Origin of the sequence: Algoriphagus halophilus (genome assembly GCF_900129785.1) — a bacterium.
GTDB classification, from domain to species: domain Bacteria; phylum Bacteroidota; class Bacteroidia; order Cytophagales; family Cyclobacteriaceae; genus Algoriphagus; species Algoriphagus halophilus.
Map to the genome: position 1 here is coordinate 1,271,584 of NZ_FSRC01000001.1, position 20,861 is coordinate 1,292,444.

The 20,861-nt window shown below is 39.2% G+C and carries 20 protein-coding genes; 7 read left to right on the plus strand and 13 right to left on the minus strand.

Annotated elements, in window-relative coordinates:
• Positions 1-70 precede the first annotated feature (70 nt).
• The 3 genes from BUR11_RS05420 to BUR11_RS05430 are packed head-to-tail and all read right to left on the minus strand — an operon-like array spanning position 71 to position 5,972.
• Positions 71-2,194 (minus strand): c-type cytochrome domain-containing protein, encoded by a 2,124-nt coding sequence (locus BUR11_RS05420; RefSeq protein WP_074223774.1) that lies wholly within the window; start codon positions 2,192-2,194, stop codon positions 71-73.
• 6 nt (positions 2,195-2,200) lie between these two features.
• Positions 2,201-3,655 carry a DUF1501 domain-containing protein gene (locus BUR11_RS05425; RefSeq protein ID WP_074223775.1) on the minus strand — a complete coding sequence of 485 codons (1,455 nt, stop codon included), beginning with the start codon at positions 3,653-3,655 and terminating at the stop codon, positions 2,201-2,203.
• A 1-nt stretch (position 3,656) separates the two neighbouring features.
• Entirely contained in the window at positions 3,657-5,972 is a 2,316-nt protein-coding gene (locus tag BUR11_RS05430; RefSeq protein WP_074223776.1) for a PSD1 and planctomycete cytochrome C domain-containing protein, read from the minus strand.
• Positions 5,973-6,195: 223 nt separating this feature from the next.
• Between BUR11_RS05430 and BUR11_RS05435 the strand changes: the two genes are divergently transcribed.
• Positions 6,196-6,651: a hypothetical protein gene (locus BUR11_RS05435; RefSeq protein ID WP_143185847.1), complete on the plus strand. Its 456-nt coding sequence runs from the start codon at positions 6,196-6,198 to the stop codon at positions 6,649-6,651.
• A gap of 1 nt (position 6,652) precedes the next feature.
• Positions 6,653-7,108, plus strand: a complete 456-nt coding sequence (locus BUR11_RS05440) for a hypothetical protein (RefSeq protein WP_143185849.1) — start codon at positions 6,653-6,655, stop codon at positions 7,106-7,108.
• Positions 7,109-7,159: 51 nt separating this feature from the next.
• Here the strand turns inward: BUR11_RS05440 and accC are convergent, their stop codons facing one another.
• From accC to pdxA, 7 genes are all read right to left on the minus strand, one after another.
• Positions 7,160-8,509 (minus strand): acetyl-CoA carboxylase biotin carboxylase subunit, encoded by a 1,350-nt coding sequence (accC, locus tag BUR11_RS05445; RefSeq protein WP_074223779.1) that lies wholly within the window; start codon positions 8,507-8,509, stop codon positions 7,160-7,162.
• A 27-nt stretch (positions 8,510-8,536) separates the two neighbouring features.
• Positions 8,537-9,004, minus strand: a complete 468-nt coding sequence (gene accB, locus BUR11_RS05450) for an acetyl-CoA carboxylase biotin carboxyl carrier protein (RefSeq protein WP_074223780.1) — start codon at positions 9,002-9,004, stop codon at positions 8,537-8,539.
• 94 nt (positions 9,005-9,098) lie between these two features.
• Positions 9,099-9,662, minus strand: a complete 564-nt coding sequence (gene efp, locus BUR11_RS05455; RefSeq protein ID WP_074223781.1) for an elongation factor P — start codon at positions 9,660-9,662, stop codon at positions 9,099-9,101.
• 29 nt (positions 9,663-9,691) lie between these two features.
• Positions 9,692-10,690: a beta-ketoacyl-ACP synthase III gene (locus tag BUR11_RS05460; RefSeq protein WP_074225129.1), complete on the minus strand. Its 999-nt coding sequence runs from the start codon at positions 10,688-10,690 to the stop codon at positions 9,692-9,694.
• Positions 10,691-10,920: 230 nt separating this feature from the next.
• Positions 10,921-11,112, minus strand: a complete 192-nt coding sequence (gene rpmF, locus BUR11_RS05465; RefSeq protein ID WP_008201274.1) for a 50S ribosomal protein L32 — start codon at positions 11,110-11,112, stop codon at positions 10,921-10,923.
• Between the two features lie 18 nt (positions 11,113-11,130).
• Positions 11,131-11,697 (minus strand): YceD family protein, encoded by a 567-nt coding sequence (locus BUR11_RS05470; protein ID WP_074223782.1) that lies wholly within the window; start codon positions 11,695-11,697, stop codon positions 11,131-11,133.
• A gap of 109 nt (positions 11,698-11,806) precedes the next feature.
• Positions 11,807-12,829: a 4-hydroxythreonine-4-phosphate dehydrogenase PdxA gene (gene pdxA / locus BUR11_RS05475; protein WP_074225130.1), complete on the minus strand. Its 1,023-nt coding sequence runs from the start codon at positions 12,827-12,829 to the stop codon at positions 11,807-11,809.
• Positions 12,830-12,948: 119 nt separating this feature from the next.
• Here pdxA and rsmA point away from each other — a divergent pair, with 119 nt between their 5' ends.
• The 5 genes from rsmA to BUR11_RS05500 all read left to right on the plus strand — a co-directional run bounded on the left by rsmA (position 12,949) and on the right by BUR11_RS05500 (position 17,095).
• Complete coding sequence (rsmA, locus tag BUR11_RS05480; protein ID WP_074223783.1) at positions 12,949-13,734, plus strand: 16S rRNA (adenine(1518)-N(6)/adenine(1519)-N(6))-dimethyltransferase RsmA; 786 nt, start codon at positions 12,949-12,951, stop codon at positions 13,732-13,734.
• Complete coding sequence (gene mgtE / locus BUR11_RS05485) at positions 13,721-15,088, plus strand: magnesium transporter (protein WP_074223784.1); 1,368 nt, start codon at positions 13,721-13,723, stop codon at positions 15,086-15,088. The genes rsmA and mgtE overlap by 14 nt, the downstream gene beginning before the upstream one ends.
• Positions 15,089-15,096: 8 nt before the next feature.
• The gene (locus BUR11_RS05490) at positions 15,097-16,026 is read left to right on the plus strand and encodes a 2-hydroxyacid dehydrogenase (RefSeq protein WP_074223785.1); all 930 of its coding nucleotides are present in this window, start codon (positions 15,097-15,099) and stop codon (positions 16,024-16,026) included.
• 162 nt (positions 16,027-16,188) lie between these two features.
• Positions 16,189-16,662, plus strand: coding sequence for a transcription elongation factor GreA (greA, locus tag BUR11_RS05495; RefSeq protein ID WP_074223786.1), 474 nt, complete (start codon positions 16,189-16,191; stop codon positions 16,660-16,662).
• A gap of 40 nt (positions 16,663-16,702) precedes the next feature.
• Positions 16,703-17,095 carry an HIT family protein gene (locus BUR11_RS05500; RefSeq protein WP_074223787.1) on the plus strand — a complete coding sequence of 131 codons (393 nt, stop codon included), beginning with the start codon at positions 16,703-16,705 and terminating at the stop codon, positions 17,093-17,095.
• 69 nt (positions 17,096-17,164) lie between these two features.
• Here BUR11_RS05500 and BUR11_RS05505 read toward each other — a convergent pair whose 3' ends face one another.
• From BUR11_RS05505 to BUR11_RS05515, 3 genes are all read right to left on the minus strand, one after another.
• The gene (locus BUR11_RS05505) at positions 17,165-18,037 is read right to left on the minus strand and encodes a carbohydrate kinase family protein (RefSeq protein WP_074223788.1); all 873 of its coding nucleotides are present in this window, start codon (positions 18,035-18,037) and stop codon (positions 17,165-17,167) included.
• 3 nt (positions 18,038-18,040) lie between these two features.
• A complete protein-coding gene (locus tag BUR11_RS05510; protein WP_074223789.1) occupies positions 18,041-19,372 on the minus strand; it encodes a sugar porter family MFS transporter in 1,332 nt (443 codons plus the stop codon).
• A gap of 71 nt (positions 19,373-19,443) precedes the next feature.
• Positions 19,444-20,739, minus strand: coding sequence for an acetyl-CoA hydrolase/transferase family protein (locus BUR11_RS05515; RefSeq protein WP_074223790.1), 1,296 nt, complete (start codon positions 20,737-20,739; stop codon positions 19,444-19,446).
• Positions 20,740-20,861 lie beyond the last annotated feature (122 nt).

Consider the following 20,861-nt stretch of genomic DNA (forward strand, 5'->3'; position numbering starts at 1 on the left):
TATAAACGAAACCCCCAACAAATAGCTGGGGGTTTCGTTTTTTTGAAAGTTAAGGGGGCTGTTTTTGATTTTATTCTTCCAACAAAACTTCATCAATGAATACCCAACCTTTTTCTCCTGCCCCTGGATGCCATTTCGGAAGCCTTGAAATAGGGGTGAGCCTTACTCGGATTTCTTCAAATGATTCCTTGGGAAGGTCAAAAGCAAGAGCTTCTAATCTAGGCAACTTAATTTCTTCGCTTTGAGTGGGAACCTCCTTTTCTACTAACGTCCAATTGTCTCCTTTTTTTACCCAAATTTCTGCCAGGCTAGGCGGAAATATATAGGCACTTTCGTTATAAAGAAGACTAAGAACAATTCTAGAAATCTTTTTGTCATTCGGAAATTTGACTACAAAATCCGCAGGATTATCTTGATAGCCTAGCCATTCTCCTGTAGTATGGTTGTTTTTTCCTTTGATTTGATCTCTTAAAGTAGAACCTCCATTTGCGCTATATTTTTTTTCAGGGTTCTTCAATAATTCGATTTCTGATGGATGAACTCCAGATTTGAAGAGCAGGATACTTTCCGTGTCACTTCCTTTCCAATCATTGGCAAATACTCTTGCTGAAATTTTTGAGGTATTGCTGATCCAAACCGGTTCCGAATATTTTGGGCTTTGGATACTATCAGGCTCTGAACCATCTAAGGTATATCGAATGTCGACAGTTCCTATTGGATGTTTGATTTCCAACAAGGTGCTATCCTGAAATAATACTTCATCAAATACCAATTTGGGAGCATTCAATTCATAAACAAGGCCTGTTGCATCAAAGCCAAAATCGATGGAGACATCCTTTAAATTATCCAGCAACTGCCTTTTCCCATCTTCGCTAAAATCTGTTTGCCAAGCATAAAAGCTTCTCAAATTCTTAAATTTCAATAAACTAGGAATGGCTTCATCTCCCACACGATTTCCGGAGATGGCTAAACTTTGAAGGTTTTCTACCTTTGTCAGACTTTCGATTTGTGAATTGGAAATGTCAGCGAAATTCAATTGGATTTCTTCTAGGTTTTTGAAATCGCTTAAAAATGAAAAGTCTACATTTTCCAAAGGCATTTTATTCAAGTTGAGCTTTACCACTTGTTCTTTTACCTTTTTTAAATCTAAGAGTGATTCCGGATCAAATGCTGAAATCCCAAAATAGGATACTTCCAAAGCCGGAGATTCTGGATAAATCGGATTCACTTTTCTGAAAAAGTTATTGAGGTCCTGAATAAGTTCAGGGTCTGCTGCCTTGAAAGAATAAGTTTTTGTTTTACTGAATTTTTCTGAGGCAAAGACAAATAGCTCGTTTTCTGGAGCTAATTCCACTACTTTTTTATCAAAATCTGCTCCATGAAGTACCCAAGCTGTAAGAATTTCAATCTCTTCCTCAGTAAGTTGTTCCTTGTTTTTAGGAGGCATATGTTCTTCTTCCTCTTTTGGAAGGTGAATTCGTTGGGTCAACATGGATTCATTCACATCACCTGGTAATATGAATGGGCCAGATTTTCCACCTTTTTGAATTCCTTCTAGATGATCAAGACGTAATTCCCCCTTTATCTTTCCTTCTTTATGACAGCTTTGACATTTGGCTTCCAGAATTGGCTGAACCATGTCTCTAAAGACTTGAGCATCCGCTAATTGAACTTGAGGAACTTCGTCAGTTTTGATGGGTGCGAGCAGGAAATCACTACCGTGAGTTAAATTAGCTCCAAAATGTCCCGTCAACACTACAGTTCCCGCCAATAAGAAAGAAAGTGGTTTGAAAATTGGACCTTTCTTTTGGCTCAGAAAATAGATCAATACTGAAAGTATATAAGCCGCAATACCCATCCATTGGTGCCAGTTGAGTTCTGCTCCTTCATAATCTTCTTGTGCTAGGATGAGACCCGCAATTACTGTGATGCCCGCAAAATTACTACCTATTAACAAGCAATAAGTCCCCACTTTTTTGACTTCCTCTTTAATATTGGGAATCCAGAAAAAAACGATACCCATCAGTATCAATACAATTGGGAAATGGAGTAAAAGGGGATGAGCTCTTCCAATTACCTGAAGCCAGTCGGGAATTAATAATTGGGTACCTGCAATTGATAAAATCAAAGCCAACCCTAACCATACGAAAAGTGCATTTTCGAGTAGTTGTTGAAATCGTTTTGTATGAAGCATATGGGTTTAGGCAAGTAAATCTTTGACAACCTTTCCAGAAACATCCGTCAATCGATATCTCCTTCCCAAGTGTTTGTAAGTTAGCCTTTCATGGTCTATCCCCATTAAATGGAGCATGGTAGCTTGAAAGTCATGTACATGAACGGGGTTTTCTGTAATGTTATATCCAAATTCATCTGTTTCCCCATATACCATTCCTGACTTAACTCCGCCGCCAGCCATCCAGATAGAGAAGGCTCTAGGGTGATGGTCTCTACCATAATTGTTTGGTTGGATTTTACCTTGGCAATAATTGGTTCTGCCAAATTCACCGCCCCAGATCACTAGGGTTTCATCTAACAAACCACGTTGCTTGAGATCCTTAATGAGCGCTGCTGAAGCTTGGTCTACATCTTTGGCCTGCATGGCCATTTGGTCTGGTAAGTCTCCATGTTGGTCCCATCCTTGATGATATAATTGAACAAATCGAACGCCACTTTCGGATAGTTTTCTCGCCAAAAGACAGTTGGCTGCGTAAGTGCCCGGAACTAAGCAATCTGGTCCGTACATTTTAATGATGCTGTCAGGTTCTTTGGAAACATCAGTCATTTCAGGTACGGCTGTTTGCATTCTGAAAGCCATCTCATATTGTTGGATTTTTGCACTGATGGCAGGATCGTTAAATTCTCTATAACTTAGATCATTCATGGCAGAGATTTGATCGAGCATTTTTCTACGCTCATCTCTGGACATGGATTTAGGGTCTTTTAAATACAATACAGGATCTTCTGAATTTGAAAATTGGACTCCCTGATGAGTGGCATCTAAAAATCCATTACTCCAAAGTTTAGAGTATACTCCTTGACCATTTCCTTTTCCTCTACTAAGAAGTACACAAAAGGCGGGTAGGTTGCTATTTTCACTTCCTAATCCATAGCTCAACCAAGAACCCATACTAGGTCTATTCCCTACCTGAGCTCCGGTTTGAAAAAAGGTCAGGGCAGGATCGTGGTTGATGGCTTCTGTATGCATGGATTTGACGATACAGATATCATCTACCACACTTGCTGTATGGGGGAATATTTCAGAAATCCAGGCCCTAGATTCACCGTATTGATTGAATTTGAAATAAGAACCGACTAAAGGGAAAGAACTTTGCCCAGCCGTCATTCCTGTCAATCGTTGCCCTTTCCGAATGGACTCAGGAAGTTCCTGACCCATATTTTTGTTAAGAAGTGGTTTGTAGTCAAAAGATTCCAATTGGCTGGGAGCCCCATTTTGGAATAAATAAATTACCCGTTTCGCTTTTGGTGCAAAATGGGGGAGGGCAGCCATAATTGCTTCCTCGTCAGGACTTCCTCCTTTGAATAAATCCGGTATAAGGAGTGATCCTAAAGCGGCACTTCCTACTCCCAAGCTTAACTTGGACAAAAATTTTCTTCTATTAAGATTTAATCCTTGCTCTAATAGTTCCTTTTCCATCTTAAATCTTTGTAATCGTTTCTTCCAAATTATATAAGCTTACTATCACTTGCATTAAAGCAGCGTTTCTAGCGGTTTCCTGACTTGGGTCAATAGGATATTCCCCAACTTCCAAGGTGGGTTTTATCTGGTCTTGATTATTCTCAAATCGTTCTAATTGATCTTCAAAATAAGATTCCAATAAATCTTGTTCCTCGGGTTTCATATCTCTACAGAGAATTCTTTTAAAGGCATGTTCGATGGCCTCTGAGTCGTCGTTGAATTGAGTTCCAAGATTCATCGCAAGTACTCTGGATGCTTCCAGAACCATTGGGTCATTGAGCATCACCAAGGCTTGTAATGGAGTATTGGTTCTTCCTCTTCCCACCTCACATTGGTCTCGATTACTTGCATCAAAAATGATCGCTTTTGGAGGAGGAACAGTTAGTTTGATAAAGTTGTAAAGGCCTCTTCTATAAAGGCTTTTACCGGTATCTTGAACATAGGTTGCCAAGACACCTCTTCCAGAAGATGCTGCTTCCCATACTCCCTCAGGTTGGTATGGTTTGACACTTGGTCCGCCGAGTTCCTGATGCAAAAGGCCGCTACTTGCCAACACCAAATCTTGGATATTTTCTGCAGTAAGCCTTAGTCTTGGAGCCCGAACCAAATAAATGTTTTCAGGGTCAACGGCTAAATGTTCTTTTGTGATTTCAGCTGATTGTTGATAGGTGGCAGAACTTAAAATTTGTTTCAGTAATCGCTTGATATCCCAACCATTTTCCATGAAGTCCACCGCCAACCAATCGAGCAGTTCAGGGTGACTTGGTAAATCCCCTTGCATTCCAAAATCACCGGCTGATTTTACGATTCCCGTACCAAAGATTTCTTGCCATATAAGATTGACAAAGACTCTGGCAGTCAATGGATTGTCTCTATTTACTGTCCATTTTGCCAATCCCAGTCTATTGGCCTCTAAATCCTCAGGAAATTCCAGAATAGATGCAGGTGTAGAGGCAGAAACTGGAACGGATGGGGCATCATAAACTCCTCTATCCAAAATATAAGTGGTTCTTTTTTCCTCTCCTTCCAATTCACCCATCACAGAAACACTAAGTTTAGTGGTGTCTTGGTAATTAATAAAGTCCATGATCCCAGAAAGGTCCTCATGATCCATCCATAAAACAGGAGTTTTGGCAGGTTTGGAAACCGAAACATCCCCTTCATATCCTTTTTCAGGAGTATTATTGAAGAAGGCAAAAAACTCGTAATAATCCTTTTGTGAGAAAGGGTCGTATTTGTGGTCATGGCACTGGGCACATTCCATGGTAATCCCTAAAATTCCCTTGCTGAAGGTATTGGTTTTATCTAGCACGTATTCTATTCTATACTCCTCGTCGATCACGCCACCTTCTTCCGTGTATTTATGGTTTCGGTTAAATGCTGTAGCAAGAATTTGTTCTTTGTTGGCATTAGGCAATAGATCACCGGCTAGCTGCCAAGTGATAAAATCATCATAGGGAAGGTTTTCATTGAATGCATGGATCACCCAATCCCGATAAGGCCATTGGGTTCGAATATTATCATCTTGGTACCCATAACTATCCGCATATCTGGAAATATCCATCCATAGCACAGCTAGTTTTTCACCATAGGAAGGATCTGATAAAAGTCCATCCAGTAAATCTTCGTAAGTAAATTCCCCTGAAAAATCCTTAAATCGATCCAACACTTCAGGGCTAGGAGGTAATCCTGTCAAGTCCAAACTTGCTCTTTTGATCAATTCATAGGGTTCCGCCTTAGGGTTCGGTTCCAACCCTTTCTCGAGCATTTTATGATAAATGAATTGGTCGATTTCATTGTTGGCCCATTCAGTTCCTTCTGGAACCGCAGGTTTTTCTGCCCTTGTAAATGCCCAGTGTGGTTCGTATTGAGCTCCTTCTTCAATCCATCTTTTAATGAGCGCAATTTCATTTTCAGTCAATGCTAGATTAGACTCTGGAGGAGGCATCAGTTCACCTGGATCTTCAGAAGTGATCCGGTGATACACTTCGGATTCTTCAATTTTTCCTGAAACAAGCGCAAATTTTCCTGGGCTTTCTTTTAAAGCTGCAAAAGCTCCTTCTTCTGTATCTAATCGTAAGTCAGCCTCCCTTTTGTTTGCGTCGGGACCGTGGCAAGCAAAACACTTATCAGAAAGGATGGGGCGAATATGAAAATTGTAACTGACTTGGTTGATATTGGCCAAAGAGTTTGTCTCTTTGTTTTTTTCCTGACAAGAAAAAAACAGTGCAAATATCGGTAGAAAAGCCAGTATATGTAACTTCTTAATGGTCATTTGGGATAGTTTAACGGCTTTAAGTTATAAAAAATTTTTATAAAAGTCCGATGATTTTCAATAAAAAAAAGATTAATAGAATCTATTTTTTTATTGTCTAATGTATTGGAAATTAGTGTTTTTGCCTAATAAAAAACCTGTTTTTAGTAAGAATTACAAAAATATCAAATCCAGAAATTTTAATCATTTGAGACATTTTTCGAGCTTTATTCAAAGGAAAAATATGCGTTCTATATTTTCAAAATATTGTATATCTATTCTTTTGGTGTTTTGCTTTTCCAATTGCAAGACGTATCAGAATATTGATTGGATCAAACCCAAGGTTCCAAAAGAAGAAAGGAGTGTGTCTTTTGAACCTAGACAGATTTCAAGAATCAAGGAAGGAGATAGCTTAATGGTGATAGCCAGTAATTCTAAAAAATACTATTTGATCTATTCTGAATCGGTAAATGAATCCATTCAAGGATTATTTTGGAAGTTTGAAAATCAAACTATTGAATTCCCGAGCTCCAGAAGGATTGCATTTTCGGAAATAGAAGAGTTAAGAGTTAGAAAATTTAATTTGGGGACAACTTTGGGCGTAGGGATTGGGGTGCCAGTGATGTCTTTAGTTATTTATTGGGGAGTGATAGTTCACCAATTGGTATCTGATCTAGAAGATTATGTAGATGACAACTAATATGAAAGAATATCGATTTAGACAATTATTTATTAGGTGCCCAATAAGGATGTTTTTGTTGGTGTTTTTAGTTGGAACCTCATGTAAAACGTATCATAAGGTAGATTGGATCAAGCCAAATATACCCGTAGAAGAAAGGAGCAAGTATTTTGAACCAAGACAACTCTCACGTATTTCTGAAGGAGATGACTTGTTTGTTCTAACCAAGGATAGTGTCAGTTATGATATTACCTATTCTGAAGTTAGAAATGATTCGATCCAAGGTTTGTTCACACAGAAAAACAATAGAAGATTAAAAGTGCCCATTGAAACAGGTGTTCCTATTTCTGAAATTTATATTCTAAAAGTAAAACGAGTCAATTTTTGGGCATCATTTGGAGCAGTGGCAACGATTCCATTATTTGTTTGGGCCTATTTTCAAATGAACCCAATTCGAATTGGGTTTAGTGGAATTTGAAATAAAAAAAGCTGCCCATTTGGACAGCTTCTTAATTGGTATAAGGTTGGATTATTTTTTAATCACAGAGAAATCAAATGTTTCCAGGAATTTAGTGGTGAAATTACCTGCTTTGAACTCAGGGTCTTCCAATAGGGCCAAGTGGAATGGAATGGTGGTTTTAATACCATCGATGACAAATTCCTCCAAAGCTCTTTTCATCCTTACAATTACCTCTTCTCTAGACTGACCGCTTACAATAAGTTTTGCAATCATGGAATCATAGTTAGGAGGGATAACATACCCAGCATATACATGTGAATCCACTCTTACTCCTCTACCTCCAGGAATATGTAAGTTTTGTATTCTTCCCGGGCTAGGTCTGAACCCATTCGCAGGATCTTCTGCATTGATCCTACATTCCATGGCATAAAGTTTAGGAATGTAGTTTTTGCCACTGATGACGTCTCCAGCAGCCACCTTGATTTGTTCTTTGATCAAATCAAAATCAGTTACTTCTTCAGTAATTGGGTGTTCGACCTGAATCCTGGTATTCATCTCCATGAAGTAGAAGTTGCGGTTTTTGTCCACTAAAAATTCAATGGTTCCAGCTCCTTCATAGCCAATTGCTTCGGCTCCTTTGATCGCCGCTTCACCCATGGCTTTTCGTAATTCATCAGTAATAAATGGAGAAGGAGTTTCTTCTACCAGTTTTTGATGTCTTCTTTGAATAGAACAGTCTCTTTCGGAAAGGTGACAAGCTCTTCCATTTTTATCACCGATGATCTGGATTTCAATATGTCTTGGTTCTTCTACGAATTTTTCCAAGTAAAGACCGTCATTTCCGAAGGCTGCACCTGATTCCATTCTTGCATCATCCCAAGCTTTTTTAAATCCGCTTTCTTCTTTGACGATTCTCATTCCTCGTCCACCACCACCGGCAGTAGCTTTCAGAATTACAGGGTAACCCATTTCATTTGCAAGCTTGATTCCTTGCTCAATGGAATCCAATAGTCCTTCAGAACCTGGAACAGTTGGTACCCCTGCTTCTCTCATGGTGGCTTTAGCAGTAGCCTTGTCACCCATTTTGCCGATCATTTCAGGGCTGGCACCGATGAACTTAATGCCATATTCTTCACAAATTCTGGAAAACTCAGCATTTTCCGAAAGGAATCCATAGCCTGGATGAATGGCATCTGCATTGGTGATTTCTGCAGCAGCAATGATTCTTGGTATGTTCAAATAAGAATCCCGACTAGGAGCAGGGCCTATGCAAACCGCTTCGTCAGCGAATCTTACATGAAGACTGTCTTTGTCAGCAGTAGAATAAACAGCAACCGTTTTGATCCCCATTTCCTTGCAAGTTCGGATCACTCGTAATGCTATTTCACCTCTATTGGCGATAAGTATCTTGTTAAACACGGTTTTATAGTTTAGTTGGAAAAATTATTAACCAGCAGGATCTACTAGGAATAAAGGTTGATCATACTCTACTGGAGTAGAATTAGTAACCAAGATTTTTACAATTTTTCCTGAAACTTCAGATTCAATTTCATTGAAAAGTTTCATTGCTTCGATAATACAAACTGTTTGTCCAGGCTTTATAGTGTCTCCTACATTGACAAAAGCAGGTGAATCTGGATTAGGAGTCAAATAAAATGTACCAATCATAGGTGATTTTATTTCAACTAAATTAGAGTTTTCTGCAGGTGCAGGAGCTGGAGCAGTAGGAGTCGGTGCAGCAGCAGGAGTCGGCGCAGCAGCTACAGGAGCAGGTGCTGGAGCAGCCTCGACTACACGTACATTGGATGAATCTTTTTTAATAGACAACTCAAACTCATCTGTTTTGATTTTTACTTCAGCTAAGCCTGAATTTGAGATATAATCGATTAGCTCTTGAATCTCTTTAGGTTTCATAGTCTCGTTTTTTAAAGAATGTCCTTAGACAGTTCAGAATTGGGTTTAAATAAAAATAGCTGAATTCAATCAGTATTGATTTCAGCTAAGTTAATTATTTTACTCTTTCAGAATAGGATCCATCTCTGGTATCCACTTTAATCATGATATCCTGTTCTACAAACAAAGGAACCATTACAGTTGCTCCAGTTTCCAGAGTAGCCGGTTTTAGTGCGTTGGTGGCAGTATCTCCTTTAATCCCTGGTTCTGTATAAGTAATCATTAATTCCACAAAAGGAGGTAATTCCACAGAAATAGGAGTTTCAGTTTCATCATGAATAAGGATATCAACCATTTGTCCGTCTTTCAATAAATCTGGTCTTTCGATCAATTTCTCTTCAATAGGAATTTGCTCGAAGGTGTTGGTGTCCATAAAATGGTACCCCATATCATCCTTATATAAGAATTGATGAGGTCTTTTTTCAACTCTTGCAGTTTCTACTTTTTCACCAGCATTAAAAGTCTTGTCCAAGGTTTTGCCATTGGTCAATCCTTTCAATTTTGTTCTCACAAAAGCAGCACCTTTTCCAGGTTTTACGTGTTGGAAATCAACAATGGAATAAATCTCATTGTTCATCACCAGGCAAAGCCCATTTTTAAAATCTGCAGTACTAGCCATATATTCAATTATTATATTAATTAATCAATTTACTTAGGGTCGTAAGCCCATTTCAAATAAAGTGCACCCCAGGTAAAACCACCGCCAAATGCAGCAAGAATTAAATTGTCTCCTTTTTTCAATTGGCTTTCGTAGTCCCAAAGACAAAGTGGAAGGGTAGCAGCAGTAGTATTGCCATACTTTTCTATGTTCATCATCACTTTGTCAGATCCGATGCCCATTCTGCTGGAAGTTGCATCAATGATTCGCTTGTTGGCCTGATGGGGTACTAGCCAAGCAACATCATCGCTGGTAAGGTTATTTCTTTCCATCACTTCAGCACTGACATCAGCCATGTTTGTCACTGCAAATTTGAACACCGTTGAACCTTCTTGGGCTGCAAAATGCTCTCTTGCGTCTACAGTTTCATGGGTGGCAGGTTTCATGCTTCCTCCTGCTTTCATATTGAGGTATGGAGCTCCTGATCCATCAGCGTGAAGCAAGGCATCCATTATTCCAAGTTCTTCAGTAGTAGGCTCCAGTAAAATAGCTCCAGCACCATCACCAAAAAGAATACAGGTAGTTCTGTCTTCGTAATTCACAATAGAGGACATTTTATCAGCCCCTACCACGATTACCTTTTTATGTTGACCAGTTTGGATAAACTGACTTCCCACTTGCATGGCATACAAGAAACCGGAGCAAGCGGCTGAAATATCAAAGCTAAAGCTGTTTTTTGCCCCGACTTTGTCCGCAATGATATTGGCTGTTGCCGGGAAAGGCATATCGGGAGTAACCGTAGCGCAAATGATCAAATCTATGTCAAGAGGGTCGGTTTGGGTTTTTTCCAGCAAACCTTTGATTGCTTCTACTGCCATGACAGAAGTTCCCTGGTTTTCACCTTTAAGGATTCTTCTCTCTTTAATGCCTGTTCTTGTGTAAATCCACTCGTCGTTGGTATCTACCAGAGTTTCAAGTTCTTTATTGGTTAAACGGTATTCAGGAACATATCCTTGAACTCCGGTTACCATGGCTCTGATTTTGTCCATTATTTTTTGGTTATAGTAAGGAGCCCCAAATATAAAACTCCTTAAAATGGGTTGAAAGGTTGGTGTACTTCCTTTGGGGATTGCCAAAAATATTATAATTGTCTCTGACCACCAAAACAAAAACTACCAACGGTTATCAATATACTGAAAGACAGGGAATTGAATTCCTATTAAAACAAAAAATCCATTCTTAAATCAAGAATGGATTTTAATATTACTGAAATAGCTAATTAAGCTAGTACCTCTTTTTCAATGATAACTTGTCCTTTGTAGTACAATTTACCGTCCAACCAGAACGCTCTGTGTGGCAAGTGCATTTCGCCAGTAGTTGGGCATTTAGCCAAACCAGGAGCCTCTAATTTATAATGAGTTCTTCTTTTATCTCTTCTGGTTTTCGAAATTTTTCGTTTAGGATGTGCCATTTTATATGTGGTTTATGATTATTCCTTGTTTTTTAAATTTTTTAATGATGCCCAGCGGGGATCAATTTCTTTTGTTTCTTCTTCTGAGTGGTCCTCAAGTTCATCTTCGTCAAAATCATCATCCAAGTAGACAATTCCACCTTCTCCTTCAAAATCATCCTCATCCAATTCATTACGGTAATCAGGATGGATTTTTTTTGCAGGTAGGTTGATCAGAATGAATTCATAGATCAACTGAGCCACATTGACTGAAGGAGTGTCCCTCGTTATCATAATGACATCTTCATTGATTTCTACTTCTTCACTGCCATATTTATAGATCATGGTTTCATGAATATCTAAGGGCTGGTCATACTCCTCCAGACTTCGGTCACAGGTTAGTCTGACTTTTCCTTGGATATGGAAATCCATTTCTATCAAATTGGCGCCTTTTTTCATATTGACCCGTACGGCCAAATTGCCTTTTTCGACAAGATGATTGTCTTCAAAATGTTGAAAGAACGAATCGTCGATTTCGAAGTCGATTTCGTGTCTTCCCTCAACGAACTTAATTACCTCAATATCAAAGGTTCTCCAGAATTTCACGATTCCTCCTCTCGATTTAAGACCGCAAATTTAGGGAATTATTTAAATAGGATAAAATAGATTGTAAAATAATATTTGGTTAGCTGCGGAAATCTAGCCAATTTTTTATCTAACGCTCTTGATTTTCCTGTTCATGCTGGGAAATAATGTCCGATGCAAGGAAAATTGCCGCCCTCATTGAACCTTCATCCGCCACATTTTTGCCTGCAATATTATAGGCCGTTCCGTGATCAGGAGAAGTTCTTATGATCGGCAAACCCGAAGTGAAATTCACTCCAGAACTGAATGCAATGGATTTGAAAGGGATTAATCCCTGGTCATGATACATGGCCAAAACCCCGTCAAATTTCGATTGGTGCATCATTCCAAAGAATCCATCCGAAGGATAAGGTCCAAACACCATTTTATTTTGGTCTTTCAATTCACGAATGGCTGGTTTGATGATTTCCTCTTCTTCTTTGCCCAATAACCCATCTTCCCCTGCATGAGGGTTCAATCCTAGGATCGCAATTTTCGGTCTGGCAATGCCAAAATCCTTGACCAAGGTGTTTAACAACAAATTCGATTTTTGAATGATCTTTTCTTTGGTCACTGCTTGGGGAACTTGGGCCAAAGGAATATGTCCTGTTACCAATCCAACTCGTAGGGAGTCCGAAACCATTAACATCAAACTTTCTTTTGCTCCAACGGAAGCTGTGATGTATTCAGTATGTCCCACAAAATGCAATTCCTCTGAATTGATGTTGTTTTTATTGACAGGGGCAGTTACCAAAGCCTGAATATGGCCATTTTTCAGGTCCTCCAATGCTTGAGAAATCGCCTCAATAGCCATCTTTCCAGCTTCTTGCGTTTCCACACCAGGGATCACTTCTGGGCATTCCTCCATGACATTGATGACATTGACACGCTTATGCTGAATCTCATTCAAGGATTTAATCTGAACAAAATTAAAATCATCTATACTCAGGATCTTCTTATAAAATGAGATTGCTTTGCCATGCCCATAAATGAGTGGGGTAAAGTTTTTGAAGATACGGTTATCAGATAAGGCCTTGATCGTTACTTCAATCCCAACTCCGTTTATATCTCCGATACTTATCCCTATGATGGGTTTGCTCTTTCTTATGTTCATATAATTTTGGGCTTTGCGATAATTGGCTTTTAATTGCATGCCAAAGTTCACTGTAGTCCTTTAGGAATATTATCTTATTTTTGAAGCTGCAATTTATAAAAAATAATCAGAGCTAACCGATGGAAAAAGTCAGAGCCAAAAAACATCTTGGCCAGCACTTTTTGACCGATTTAAGTATAGCAGAGCGAATAGCTTTGGCGGTCAAAGGGCATGGAGGAGTGACCAAGGTCTTGGAAATCGGACCTGGAATGGGTGTGCTCACTGATTATTTGTTGAAATCAGACCTGGAGTTGTACCTTATTGATATTGACAAAGAGTCCATAGAATACCTATATAAGAAATATCCTGAGCTTGGAGATAGAATTATCTTCGGGGATTATTTGAAGTACGATTTTAAAAAAGTGATTCCAGATCAGTATGCCATAGCAGGAAACTTTCCTTACAATATTTCTTCCCAGATTTTCTTTAAGGTTCTGGAAGTGAGAGATCAAGTAACAGAAGTGGTTTGTATGCTCCAAAAAGAGGTAGCAGAAAGGATCGCATCTCCAAAAGGGAATAAAGATTATGGAATTTTGTCTGTGCTTCTTCAGGCATATTATGATATAGAATATCTTTTTTCTGTTCCTCCTGAAGTTTTTGATCCTCCGCCAAGAGTGAACTCAGGAGTGATCCGTTTGGTTAGGAATGAAGTGAAGGGCCTGGACTGTAATGAAAAATTATTTTTTCAGGTGGTAAAAGGAGGTTTTGGAAATAGGAGGAAAACGTTGAGGAATTCATTGAAATCCTTCCAACTTCCGGAAGATTTAAAGACCAACCCTTTAATGGATAAGCGTGCCGAGCAATTGGACGTAGCAGATTTTGTTTTTATCGCACAACAAATAGAAGCCTCCCGTGGAAATCATTAAGCAATTTGAACTTTCGAAAGAATATTTAGAAAGCCTCAGAAAGGGGATAGAGGAGGAGAATAATGCCTTTATTCAAGATTCTTTGGAAGGAGCAAATGTGGCGGATGTGGCGGCCATTTTGGAGGAGCTTTCCATGGAGGAGTCCATTTATGTGCTTCGCCTTTTGGATAATCAGTTTTCTGCAGATATTCTTATTGAGCTGGACGAAGATACCTTGACCAGAGTATTGAAGGAAATGGAAGTCTCTGAGATAGCTAGCTTAATCGAATGCATGGACTCCGATGATGGGGCAGATATATTGAATTTGCTTTCTCTTCGGGAAAGGGAAGAGGTCATCGGATATTTTACAGATCGACAGAAATCCGAGCAGATTCTAGAGCTTTTACGCTATGAAGAGGATACTGCGGGTGGTATTATGGCCAAAGAATACATTCGAGCTAATAAAAACTGGAATGTAGTTCAGACCATCAATGAAATCCGACGACAAGCGGAAAATGTAGATAAAATCTTCTCCATTTATGTAGTGGATAATAAGCAGCAGCTACTTGGAAGGGTTTCTTTAAAGAGAATTGTCCTAGCATCCGAACAGACTAAAATAGAGGATATTTACGAGGATGAGGTCATCTCTGTACCCACATATATGGATCAGGAGGAAGTCGCAGAAATCATGCGCAGGTATGATTTGGAAGCTGTTCCTGTTGTCAATGTTAAAAACAAGCTCGTGGGAAGAATTACCTTTGATGATATTTTGGATATTATCAGGGAAGAAGCAGAAGAGGATATCCAGGCGATGACGGGTATTTCTGATACAGTAGATGAATATGATAGTGTAATCCGTTTGACCAAAGCAAGACTGCCATGGCTGCTAATTGGGATTGTAGGAGGGCTATTTGGCGCAGGTTTTATAGGTTTTTTTGAAGAAGGTTTGAATAAAGTGACAGCCTTGGCATTTTTCATTCCTTTGATCACCGCGACAGGAGGGAATGTTGGTATTCAATCCTCTTCTTTGGTAGTTCAATCCCTAGCTAGCAAATCAGCTTTTGATGATTCTTTTTCCAAGCGATTTCTTAAAGTGCTTTCAGTTGCGATTATCAATGGTTTGATTTTGGCCACATTTGTCTTTGCAGTGGTCGTTTTATTTTACCAAAATGAAGTTTCATTTGCTTTGGTTGTATCCATAGCCTTATTCTCTGTGGTTTTATTGGCGTCATTTATGGGGACGATTACACCAATTCTTTTGGATAAAGTCGGGATAAATCCTGCCTTGGCTTCCGGGCCTTTTATTACCACAGCCAATGACTTACTTGGACTTGCCGTATATTTTTTAGTGGCGATGTCTCTACTACATATTTAACAGTACCCATGAAAATATTGATAATTGACAAAATGCATAAGAGTATTATCTCTATGCTGGAAAAGAAAGGTCATCAGGTTACTTATTCTCCAAAAATTACCAGAGAAGAAATAATGGCTCAAGTGTCAGTCTATGACGGGCTGATTATTCGATCCAAAACACCAATGGATCAACCACTATTGGAGAAAGCTGTCAATTTAAAGTTTATTGGAAGAGCAGGAGCCGGGCTTGATCAAATTGATTTGGATTACTTGGTAAACAGAGGAATCAAACTGTTTCATGCAGCCAAAGGGAATCGAGATGCTGTCGCAGAACATGCTTTGGCCATGTTGTTAGCTCTGTTTAATAATATTAAAAAATCAGATGCTGAGGTCAGAAAAGGTATTTGGGATCGTGAAGGGAATCGTGGTCATGAGTTGATGGGAAAAACCGTTGGGATCATGGGGTACGGCAATATGGGGAAATCTTTTGCTAAACGACTTAAAGGTTTTGGAGTGGATATCTATGCCTACGATAAATATAAATTGAACTTCGGGGCTAATGAAGTGAAAGAAGTGATTTGGGAAAAGTTGAAAGCTGAAGCGGATATCTTAAGTATTCATGTTCCTTTGACTCCAGAGACCAGAAATTTCCTAACTATTCAAGAGTTGGAAAGTTTTGCACGTCCTTTTTGGCTGATCAATACAGCAAGGGGTGAAGTGATCAGTTTTAAGACCTTAAATGAAGCTTTGGACCGCGGCATCTTATTAGGAGCAGTATTGGACGTTTTGGAAAATGAAAAGTTCCAAAAGTTCACCGAGGAGCAAAAAGAAGAGTTTGAAAAGCTTGCTTCTAGAGAAAATGTGCTCTTTAGTCCTCATGTAGCTGGCTGGACATTTGAGTCTTATAAAAAAATAAACAAAGTCTTAGTAAAGAAGATAACAAAAGCGTTTAAATAGCTGTTTAAACACTTTATTAGATATTTTTGGCCAATGCTTGTAATTGTTTTGTAGCAATTGGTTTATTATCTTTGAGCATCAAATAAAGACATCAGACAAAGTAACGGTCACCAAAACGCGACCGTTACTTTGTTTTTGGTGCCTTTCTAATTGAGTTAAATTATGGGAAAAGTACAATACTACACAGAAGAAGGATTGAAGAAATTGAAGGATGAACTTCAAGATCTTAAGACTAGAGGTCGTACCGATATTGCTAAGCAAATTGCTGAAGCAAGAGATAAAGGTGATTTGAGTGAAAATGCAGAGTATGATGCTGCCAAAGATGCGCAAGGTCATTTGGAATTGAAGATTGCCAAGCTGGAAGCAGTGGTAGGAAATGCACGTGTATTTGATAATTCTCAAATGGATACATCCAAAGTGGGAATACTTAGTACTGTAAAAATTAAAAATGTAAAAAACGGAATGACCGTTTCATATACCTTAGTATCTGAAGAAGAGGCTGACTTGAAAGCTGGAAAAATATCTTTGGGTTCTCCGTTCGGAAAAGGATTGGTTGGGAAGAAAAAAGGAGAGGTAGCAGAAATCAATGCACCAGCAGGAATACTCCAATTCGAAATTTTAGATATTACTTATTAAATATTTATCCCGGTGATCCGGGATTTTTTTGCTCAATACTATGGCTTCAATTTTCACCAAGATTATTAATAGAGAAATTCCCGCTCATATTGTGGCTGAGGATGAGAATTACATTGCTTTTTTGGATATTATGCCCTTGGTTAAGGGACATGTCCTGGTGGTTCCAAAACAGGAAGTAGATTACATTTTTGATTTGGAACCTGAAGTATTGGCGGGTTTACATGTCTTTGCGCAAAAAGTAGCCAAGGCCATAGATAAAACCATTAAATGTACGAGAGTAGGAGTGGCGGTAATTGGTTTAGAGGTGCCTCATGTTCACGTTCACTTGGTTCCTTTAAGAACTATGGATGACATTAATTTCGGCAGGCCAAAATTAAAACTCACTCCTGAAGAACTTGCAGAAACTGCAGAGGTGATCAAAAGTGGTTTTTAATTAGCAACTCGAAAAATAGAAAAGCTGACTCGTGAGAGTCAGCTTTTTTTGTACCTGGAAAATTATCCATCACATCACATCAAGATCTGAAATGGAGTAATTGGGAGTTCCTCCTTTTTTGGAGGCTACGAAAGCCCCTAATTTACAAGCAAAATCAAGTGTTTCAGCTAGTGTTTTATGCTCAAGGTAGCCTTTGATAAACCCACTTAAAAATGCATCACCTGCCCCAATACTATCTGCAACTTTTACTTGGTAGCCTGCATGTTCTATGATTTCACCCTTTTTATAAATTAACGCACCTGCTGATCCTTTAGTCACACAAATTAAATCCATTGGGAAATGCTGGTCTAAATGTTGACAGACCGCTTTAATGGAAGGTTTGACATTGAAAAAGTCTGCGAAAATCACCAACTCATCTTCATTGATTTTTAATACGTCGGCAAATCCCAATAGCGTCTCAATGATTTCAAAATCATAATATGGCGAACGTAAATTCGCATCAAAAAAACGCAGGGTTTCATGGTGAAGAAGCTTCAAGAGCGTAGTAAGACTTTCGGGATTTCTTACTCCCAGTGTGCCAAAGACAAAAGCATCTGATTCTGCTACCACTTTGTCCATATTTTTATTCCACTTAATAAAGTCCCAGGCAACAGGTGATACGATATCGTATTTTATGTTTTCAAGATCACTGTCATCCACCAGAACTTTGGACGTTTCATATTCTTCAATTTGCTGGATCAAGTCTGTCTGAAACTGAAAAGAATTTAGAAAATCGAGTAGTTTTTCTCCATCGGCATCTTTTCCTACCGCAGAGATCAGCTTTGATTCAAGACCTAATTGGTGAAGGTGAAGCGCCACATTCATGGGGGCACCACCTGGAACTGCTCCTTGGGGAAGGCAATCCCACAGCATTTCTCCAAATACTACTACTTTATTGATCATAGCTTAGTGAATGTTTTGATGAATTTCTTCTAATGATCTTCCTTTTGTTTCAGGCATCTTAAATATTACCCACAATAATTGCCATACCATCATGACAGCAAAGAATGAGAAGATATACCCGGGGCCAAATTGATTAGCAAAAAACGGAAATACATTGGCAATTACGGCTGCCAAGATCCAATGGGTAAATGATCCGGTTGATTGGCCATAAGCTCTTAAATCATTGGGGAACATTTCCGAAATAAACACCCAAATGACGGATCCTTGCCCGATAGCATGCGAAGCGATGAAAGCAAATACGAATATCGGTAACCAAAATGAGGGAATTCCGGGGCCTAGGAAGTTGTATGCCATTAAAGAAAGTGACACTATATAGCCCACAGAGCCAATGTACATCAGCTTTTTTCTACCTATTCTATCTATCAAATATAGTCCGAGGAAGGTTGCAATTAGATTCACTACTCCAATTCCAATGGTAGAAATTAAAGCGGATTCTGTGGAAATTCCAGCCATTTCAAATATTCTGGGAGCGAAATAGATGATTGCATTGATACCAGACACCTGGTTGAAAAAGGCGATCATAATTGCCATGAGTGTGGTAGGCAAAAAACGTTTTTTGAAGATGGCTGAAAAACTTCCTTTTTGTTTGATTTTCTGTTCTTCCTCTATGGCAAGACGGATCGCTTCATCCACTCCTTCAGGATCTGTTCTTGTCAAAATTTCTCTGGCTTGAACTTCATCATTTCTTTTACCTATTAACCATCTAGGGCTTTCTGGGATTCTGAAAATCAAAATGGAGTAAAGTAATGCAGGAATAGCTTCCGCACCCAACATCCATCGCCAGTCTTGTGTTAGCTCTGCAGTACCAATTAGGTAATTGGAGACATAGGCCATGACGATTCCAAAGACAATATTAAACTGGTATAGGGCCACCAACAGCCCGCGGTTCTTAGCAGGTGCGATTTCTGAGATATACATTGGGGCCACCACGGACGAGGCACCAACTCCCAATCCTCCCAAAAATCGGAAAAAGGTAAAGGAAGTGACATCCCATGCTAAACCAGAACCCACTGCTGAAATCAGGTAAAATAGGCCGATCCAAAGCAAGCTTTTTTGTCTACCAAATTTATCAGCTGGAATTCCTCCGAATAAGGCTCCTATAACTGTCCCGTAGAGAGCGGAAGCAATTGCTAATCCATGCATCCAATCACTTAATTCCCAGGTTTCTTGAATAGCCCGCTCGGCACCGGAAATTACAGCCGTGTCAAAGCCAAATAAAAATCCACCTAAAGCGGCAGTAATGGAGACAAAGAATGCATAGTTTTTTGAAGACATGACTAGTTTGGGTTATCGCTAAGCTAAACTAACCATAAGACTAATAAATAAAAATGAAATTTTTTCTCTTGTTACCGGAAAGGGTATATGTAGCTCCCAAACCTTTCCACGATTGCCTTTTCCAGCGATTCCTGATGGTCAGGGTGTGCAATTCGCATTAACTCATAGGCTCTTTGCCTCAAGTTTTTGCCATAGAGGTAGGCAATTCCAAATTCCGTGACTACGTATTGCATATGCGCACGGGTGGTAACGACTCCTGCTCCTTCTTTCAAAAATGGGACAATTTTGGAATCCCCTTTTTTGGTGGTTGAAGGTAAAGCCATGATAGGTTTTCCACCTACAGAAAGTGCCGCTCCTCTCATAAAATCCATTTGACCACCGACTCCTGAATAATGGTAACTTCCAATAGAATCTGCGCAAACCTGTCCTGTTAAATCCAATTCAACACAACTATTGATGGAAATGACCTTTGGGTTTTTTCGAATGACAGCAGTATCATTAACATAAGCAGCTTCATGGAAAGAAAATTCAGGGTTGTCATTTACGGTATCATATAGCTCTCTGGTTCCTGCAGCAAATGAGGAGACCACTTTTCCAGGATGTTTTTTCTTAAATGAATTGGTGACAGCTCCCGACTTCATTAATTCTAAAATTCCATTAGAAAACATCTCGGTATGTACCCCCAAATCCTTATGGTGGTGCAATGAATTCAGTACGGCATCAGGAATCGCGCCTATCCCCATTTGAAGGGTAGACCTATCTTCAATTAGAGAAGAAATATGTTGCCCTATCTGAATCTCCCGTTCCGTGATTTTTTTTGCATAATTGATTTCTGGCAAATCATCGTCTACGTGAATGGCTGCTGAGAATTTGGAGATATGAATATGCCCATCTCCATGAGTTCTTGGCATTTTTTTATTGACTTGGGCAATAATTATCCTGGCAGTTTCTACGGCGGGTTTTGCGATATCTACTGAAGTACCAAGAGTACAAAATCCATGAGCATCAGGTTCCGAAACTTGAATTAATGCTACATCAATGCCTAGGATTTTATTTCTGAAAAGGTGTCCAATTTCGCTTAAAAAAATAGGAACATATCCTCCGTGATCAGAATTGACCGCCTTTCTGATGTTTTCGGATACAAAAAGGGAATTCATGTAAAAAGCCTTTTGGCATTCGGGCCGCACCAATGGCATTTCCCCAAGTGTCGTAATGGCAACGATCTCTACATTCCTTAATTCATTTCCTCGCTTTGCCAATGCTTTTAGCAAACGTGTGGGGGTAGCTGCACTACCATGAACAAAAACACGCTGGTGGCTTTCTATTAGGCTAACAGCCTGTTCAGGGCTTATATAGGAAAGAGACATAAGGTCAGGATTTAGGTTCAGGCAAAGTTAGATTTCAATGCTTTTAAAAAAGATGATATAGGTCAGTTTGCAATAGATTATTCATCATAGGTAACCAAATAATATTTTGTTTATGATCCTTT

Bases quoted from the DNA above. Each gene is read 5' to 3' on its own strand.
- BUR11_RS05505 (WP_074223788.1), bottom strand. From the start codon at position 18,037: ATGATCAATAAAGTAGTAGTATTTGGAGAAATGCTGTGGGATTGCCTT.
- BUR11_RS05435 (WP_143185847.1), top strand. From the start codon at position 6,196: ATGCGTTCTATATTTTCAAAATATTGTATATCTATTCTTTTGGTGTTT.
- BUR11_RS05425 (WP_074223775.1), bottom strand. From the start codon at position 3,655: ATGGAAAAGGAACTATTAGAGCAAGGATTAAATCTTAATAGAAGAAAA.
- accB (WP_074223780.1), bottom strand. From the start codon at position 9,004: ATGAAACCTAAAGAGATTCAAGAGCTAATCGATTATATCTCAAATTCA.
- pdxA (WP_074225130.1), bottom strand. From the start codon at position 12,829: ATGAACATAAGAAAGAGCAAACCCATCATAGGGATAAGTATCGGAGAT.
- BUR11_RS05500 (WP_074223787.1), top strand. From the start codon at position 16,703: ATGGCTTCAATTTTCACCAAGATTATTAATAGAGAAATTCCCGCTCAT.
- BUR11_RS05430 (WP_074223776.1), bottom strand. From the start codon at position 5,972: ATGACCATTAAGAAGTTACATATACTGGCTTTTCTACCGATATTTGCA.
- BUR11_RS05510 (WP_074223789.1), bottom strand. From the start codon at position 19,372: ATGTCTTCAAAAAACTATGCATTCTTTGTCTCCATTACTGCCGCTTTA.
- BUR11_RS05490 (WP_074223785.1), top strand. From the start codon at position 15,097: ATGAAAATATTGATAATTGACAAAATGCATAAGAGTATTATCTCTATG.
- BUR11_RS05460 (WP_074225129.1), bottom strand. From the start codon at position 10,690: ATGGACAAAATCAGAGCCATGGTAACCGGAGTTCAAGGATATGTTCCT.
- rsmA (WP_074223783.1), top strand. From the start codon at position 12,949: ATGGAAAAAGTCAGAGCCAAAAAACATCTTGGCCAGCACTTTTTGACC.
- BUR11_RS05420 (WP_074223774.1), bottom strand. From the start codon at position 2,194: ATGCTTCATACAAAACGATTTCAACAACTACTCGAAAATGCACTTTTC.
- rpmF (WP_008201274.1), bottom strand. From the start codon at position 11,112: ATGGCACATCCTAAACGAAAAATTTCGAAAACCAGAAGAGATAAAAGA.
- BUR11_RS05440 (WP_143185849.1), top strand. From the start codon at position 6,653: ATGAAAGAATATCGATTTAGACAATTATTTATTAGGTGCCCAATAAGG.
- greA (WP_074223786.1), top strand. From the start codon at position 16,189: ATGGGAAAAGTACAATACTACACAGAAGAAGGATTGAAGAAATTGAAG.
- efp (WP_074223781.1), bottom strand. From the start codon at position 9,662: ATGGCTAGTACTGCAGATTTTAAAAATGGGCTTTGCCTGGTGATGAAC.
- BUR11_RS05515 (WP_074223790.1), bottom strand. From the start codon at position 20,739: ATGTCTCTTTCCTATATAAGCCCTGAACAGGCTGTTAGCCTAATAGAA.